Below are 4,501 nucleotides of genomic sequence, written 5' to 3'. Positions count from 1 at the left end.
GCGGAGAATCGCGGCGCCTCGAATTCGCCTTCGCCCAGGCGCGCCAGGATGCGCACCGGGCGGCGAAGCACGCGCGGCAGCACGAAATGGCCCGATGACAACGACAAGCCGAACAGCGACGGCCCGGCCGCGCCCTTCCCCCTGCCTTGCCCCCATTTCAACGCAGACACGAAGCGTCCTCCACCATCCAACTCAACAACTCACCAAACGAATGCCCGGCATGGGCCGCGATTTCAGGCACCAGAGACGTCGGCGTCATGCCCGGCTGAGTGTTGACCTCGAGCCATACAACTTCGCCATTTTCGGAGTGACGATCGTCATAACGGAAGTCCGACCGGGAAACGCCCCGACAGCCGACAGCTTGGTGAGCCTTGAGCGCCAGTGTCTGTATTTTTTGGTAAATATTCGGTGAAACTTTTGCGGGGCATTCGTGTTTTGATCCGCCCGCGACATATTTTGAATCGTAATCGTAGAAGGAATGACCGGTCGGGATGATCTCGCAGACGCCGAGCGCCACATCGCCCATGACGGCGCAGGTCAGCTCCCGCCCGTGGATGTAGCGCTCGACCATCACGGTATCGCCATATTTCCACTCGGATGACCCGACGACCTGCGGCGGATGCGACTGCCCCTCCGACACGATGACGACACCAAAGCTCGACCCCTCATTGACCGGCTTGATCACATAGGGCGGCTTCATCGGATGCTTGTTCTGGATGGCGAAGCGATTGGCGACCTTCGATTCGGCGACAGGAACGCCGACCGATTTGACGATCTTCTTCGCCTGCTCCTTGTTCATGGCGAGCGCCGAGGCGAGCACGCCGGAATGGGTGTAGGGAATGGCGAGATATTCGAGGATGCCCTGAATGGTGCCATCCTCGCCGAACGGGCCGTGCAGTGCATTAAAGGCAACGTCAGGCTTGAGCTCAGCAAGCACCGAACCGACATCGCGGCCGACATCGACGCGGGTGACCTGATAGCCTTCACTCTCCAGCGCATCGGCACAGGCCTTTCCGGAGGACAGGGACACGGGCCGCTCGGACGAAAAACCTCCCAGCAGGACGGCCACATGCTTGCTTTTCATTCCCCGTCATCCCCTCTCACGGCGGACCAAAAACCAAGATTTCCGCAACATTGAGTCCGAGTCCTCCGGCAGGTTGCCCCCCAGACGGAAAACGCGGGTAACGCGTCGAACGACTCAAATCAGGAAACGCTTTCCAGCAGAGAATCAGAGAGTTGATTCACTGGCAAGTGCTTATGATTCCGAGAGATTCACTTTCTGGGAAAATGACTGCGAAAACCGTGTCGCTGAGTCCCCGGAGCAACGGTTTTGCGCGTCTGGGAGCGCGTGGAAGTTCACATCACATGAACTTCAGCAAGGGTCAGAGAAGCTGACCCAAAAACTCCTGGACGGCATGCCCGGGCCGGAAATTGCCGATGCGCTTGATCTCCCACTGCAGCCGGATGCCCGAATGTTCGAGCACGCGGGCGCGCACCGTCTCGCCCAGGTATTCGAGATCGTAGCCGGTCGCCGTGCCGGTGTTGATCATGAAATTGCAGTGCATCGGCGACATCTGCGCGCCACCGATCATCAGGCCACGGCAGCCCGCCTTGTCGATCTCCTTCCAGGCCGACGTGCCCTCCGGATTCTTGAAGGTCGAGCCGCCGGTCTTCTCGCGTATCGGCTGCACGGTCTCGCGGTGATTCTGCACCGCGTCCATCGCCGCCTTGATCGCGGCCTTGTCCTCGGCAAAGCCTTCGAACACGGCCGACGTGAAGATCAGCCCGGCAGGGGCGGACGAATGGCGATAGGCATAGCCCATCTCGGCATTGCTCAGCGTCTGGACATTGCCCTTGCGGTCGAGCGCGCGCACCTCGACCACGCGCTCGCGCGTCTCGACGCCATTGGCGCCGGCGTTCATCCTCAGCGCCCCGCCGATGGCGCCGGGAATGCCGTGATAGAAATGGAAGCCGCCAATTCCGCCTTCCAGCGCCAGGGCCGCTACACGCTTGTCGGGCGTGGCGGCACCCGCCTTGATCCTGATGGGCGAGACGATCTCGGCCTCGCCGAAACCCTTGGCCGAGAGCCGGATGACGAAACCTGGAATGCCGCCGTCCCTGACCAGCAGGTTCGAGCCGACGCCAACGACGGTAAGAGGTATCTCTTCGGGAACCGCGCGCAGAAACGCCGCAAGGTCTTCTTCGTCGGCCGGCTGGAACAGCACCTCGGCAAGGCCCCCGGCGCGGAACCAGGTGATCTTGTCCATCTCGGCATTCGGTGTGAGACGGCCGCGCAGGCCGGAAAGCCGGTCGCCAAGTCTGTCGATCAGGGCCTGGCCGTGCATCATGAGGCGGCAAGCTCCTTTGGCAGAGCATAGGCCCATTGGGTGATGTTGCCGGCGCCGAGGAAGACGACGAAGTCGCCGGGCTTGGCCAGGTCCCGAATGATCGGCGCGATCGCCGCCGGACCTTCTATGTAGCGCGCGTCGCGATGACCGCCAGCGCGGATGCGCGACACCAGCTCGTCCGAGGTGACGCCGTCGATCGGGTCTTCCCCGGCAGCGTACACCGGCGCCACCATCACCGTATCGGCGTCGTTGAAGCAGGCGGAGAACTCGTTGAACAGATCGTGCAGCCGGGTGAAGCGGTGCGGCTGCGCAATGGCGATCACGCGCCCCTTGGTGGCGCTGCGCGCCGCCTTCAGCACCGCCGAGATCTCGACCGGATGGTGACCGTAATCGTCGTACACATCGACGCCATTCCAGGATCCGGTATGGGTGAAGCGGCGCTTGACGCCGGCGAAGGACGACAGGCCCTTTTTGATCGCCTCGCCGGACAGGCCGAGTTCATGCGCGACGGCGATGGCAGCGGTGGCGTTGGAGACGTTGTGGCGGCCAGGCATCGGCAGGCGCAGGCCTGAAATCGTGTCCTGGCCACCGGTCTTGCGGTCGCGGATCACCACGTCGAACTCGGACGTGGCCCCCGCCATGCGGTGGTTGGTGAAGCGCACATCGGCCTGCGCGTTCTCGCCATAGGTGATGACCCGGCGGTCCTCGATGCGGCCGACCAGCGCCTGTACTTCAGGATGGTCGGTGCACATCACGCCAAAACCGTAGAACGGCACGTTCTCGACGAACTGGCGGAACGCCTCGCGCACCTTGTCGAAGCTGCCATAGTGGTCGAGATGTTCGGGATCGATGTTGGTGACGACGGCGATGTCGGCCGGCAATTTGAGGAAGGTGCCGTCGCTCTCGTCAGCCTCGACCACCATCCACTCGCCATCGCCCATGCGGGCGTTGGTGCCATAGGCGTTGATGATGCCGCCATTAATGACGGTCGGATCGAGCCCGCCGGCTTCGAGCAAGGTCGCCACCATCGAGGTCGTCGTCGTCTTGCCATGCGTGCCCCCGATCGCCACCGCCTGGCGAAAGCGCATCAGCTCGGCCAGCATCTCAGCGCGGCGCACGATCGGCAGCAGCTTCTCGCGCGCGGCCTTCAGCTCCGGATTGGTCTTCTTGATCGCCGTCGAGACGACCACCACTTCGGCATCGCCGAGATTCTCGGCCTTGTGGCCGACGAAGCATTCGATGCCCTTGTCGCGCAGCCGCTGCACATTGGCGCTGTCGGCCTGATCGGACCCCTGCACCTTGTAGCCGAGATTGTGCAGCACCTCGGCGATGCCGCTCATGCCGATGCCGCCAATGCCGATGAAATGCACGAGGCCGATGGTCTGCGGCATCTTCATGCTTGCGTCCCTTTCTTGAAATCCGAAACGGTTTTTTGGGACGCAATAGCCTCTGTGAGATCGGCGAGCAACCGTGCCGCGTCCGGCCTGCCGGCCGATTTCGCGCCCGCGGCCATCGCCGCCAGCCGCTCCGGATTGTCCATCAGCCCGCCAATGAGGGCCGCGATGCGCTCGGGCGACAGCGTCGATTGCGGGTGCACCTCGCCGCCGCCGGCGGCGGCAAGGGCTGCCGCGTTCGCCGCCTGGTCGTGGTCGAGCGCATAGGGATAGGGCACCAGCAGCGCGGGCCGGCCGATGACGGCGATCTCCGAGACGGTCGATGCGCCGGAGCGCGAAATCACCAGATGTGCCGCCGCCATGCGCGCCGCCATGTCGGTGAAGAAGGGCGAGACCTCGACGGCGACGCCAAGGGTCGCATAGGCCGTCTTCACCCGCGCCACGTCATCTGCGCGGGCCTGCTGGGTGATCAAGAGACGCCTGCGCTGTGCATCCGAAAGCAACGCGACGGCGCCCGGCACGGCATCGGAAAAGAACTGCGCGCCCTGGCTGCCGCCGAACACCAGCAGGCGGAAAGGCTCCTCCCCCGTCGATGCTGCATAAGCCGTCTTGGCCGCTTCCAGTACCGCCGGCCGAACCGGATTGCCCGTCGTTACCGTCTTTTCGCCGATGGCGCTCGTATCCTGCGGCAGGAAGCCGCCGGCTATGGCATTGACCCGGCCGGCCAGCGCCCTGTTGGCGCGCCCCATCACCGCATTC

4 protein-coding genes are annotated in these 4,501 nt (G+C 63.8%); all 4 read right to left on the bottom strand.

Going from position 1 to position 4,501, the window contains the following annotated elements; translation table 11 throughout:
• Positions 1 to 157: 157 nt before the first annotated feature.
• Positions 158 to 1,084: a D-alanine--D-alanine ligase gene (locus C1D09_RS28970; RefSeq protein ID WP_095773948.1), complete on the bottom strand. Its 927-nt coding sequence runs from the start codon at positions 1,082 to 1,084 to the stop codon at positions 158 to 160.
• 298 nt (positions 1,085 to 1,382) lie between these two features.
• Positions 1,383 to 2,348 (bottom strand): UDP-N-acetylmuramate dehydrogenase, encoded by a 966-nt coding sequence (gene murB / locus C1D09_RS28965; RefSeq protein WP_143977414.1) that lies wholly within the window; start codon positions 2,346 to 2,348, stop codon positions 1,383 to 1,385.
• Positions 2,345 to 3,745 carry a UDP-N-acetylmuramate--L-alanine ligase gene (gene murC, locus C1D09_RS28960; protein WP_143977413.1) on the bottom strand — a complete coding sequence of 467 codons (1,401 nt, stop codon included), beginning with the start codon at positions 3,743 to 3,745 and terminating at the stop codon, positions 2,345 to 2,347. Before murC ends, murB begins: the two co-directional genes overlap by 4 nt.
• On the bottom strand, positions 3,742 to 4,501 hold a 760-nt coding region (locus tag C1D09_RS28955), incomplete at its 5' end, for a glycosyltransferase (RefSeq protein ID WP_143977412.1). The genes C1D09_RS28955 and murC, both read right to left, overlap by 4 nt.

This window comes from Mesorhizobium intechi (assembly GCF_002879535.1).
Lineage (GTDB): Bacteria > Pseudomonadota > Alphaproteobacteria > Rhizobiales > Rhizobiaceae > Mesorhizobium > Mesorhizobium intechi.
The sequence above is the reverse complement of the archived record's forward strand: the minus strand, read 5'-3'. Positions and strand labels throughout refer to the sequence as shown.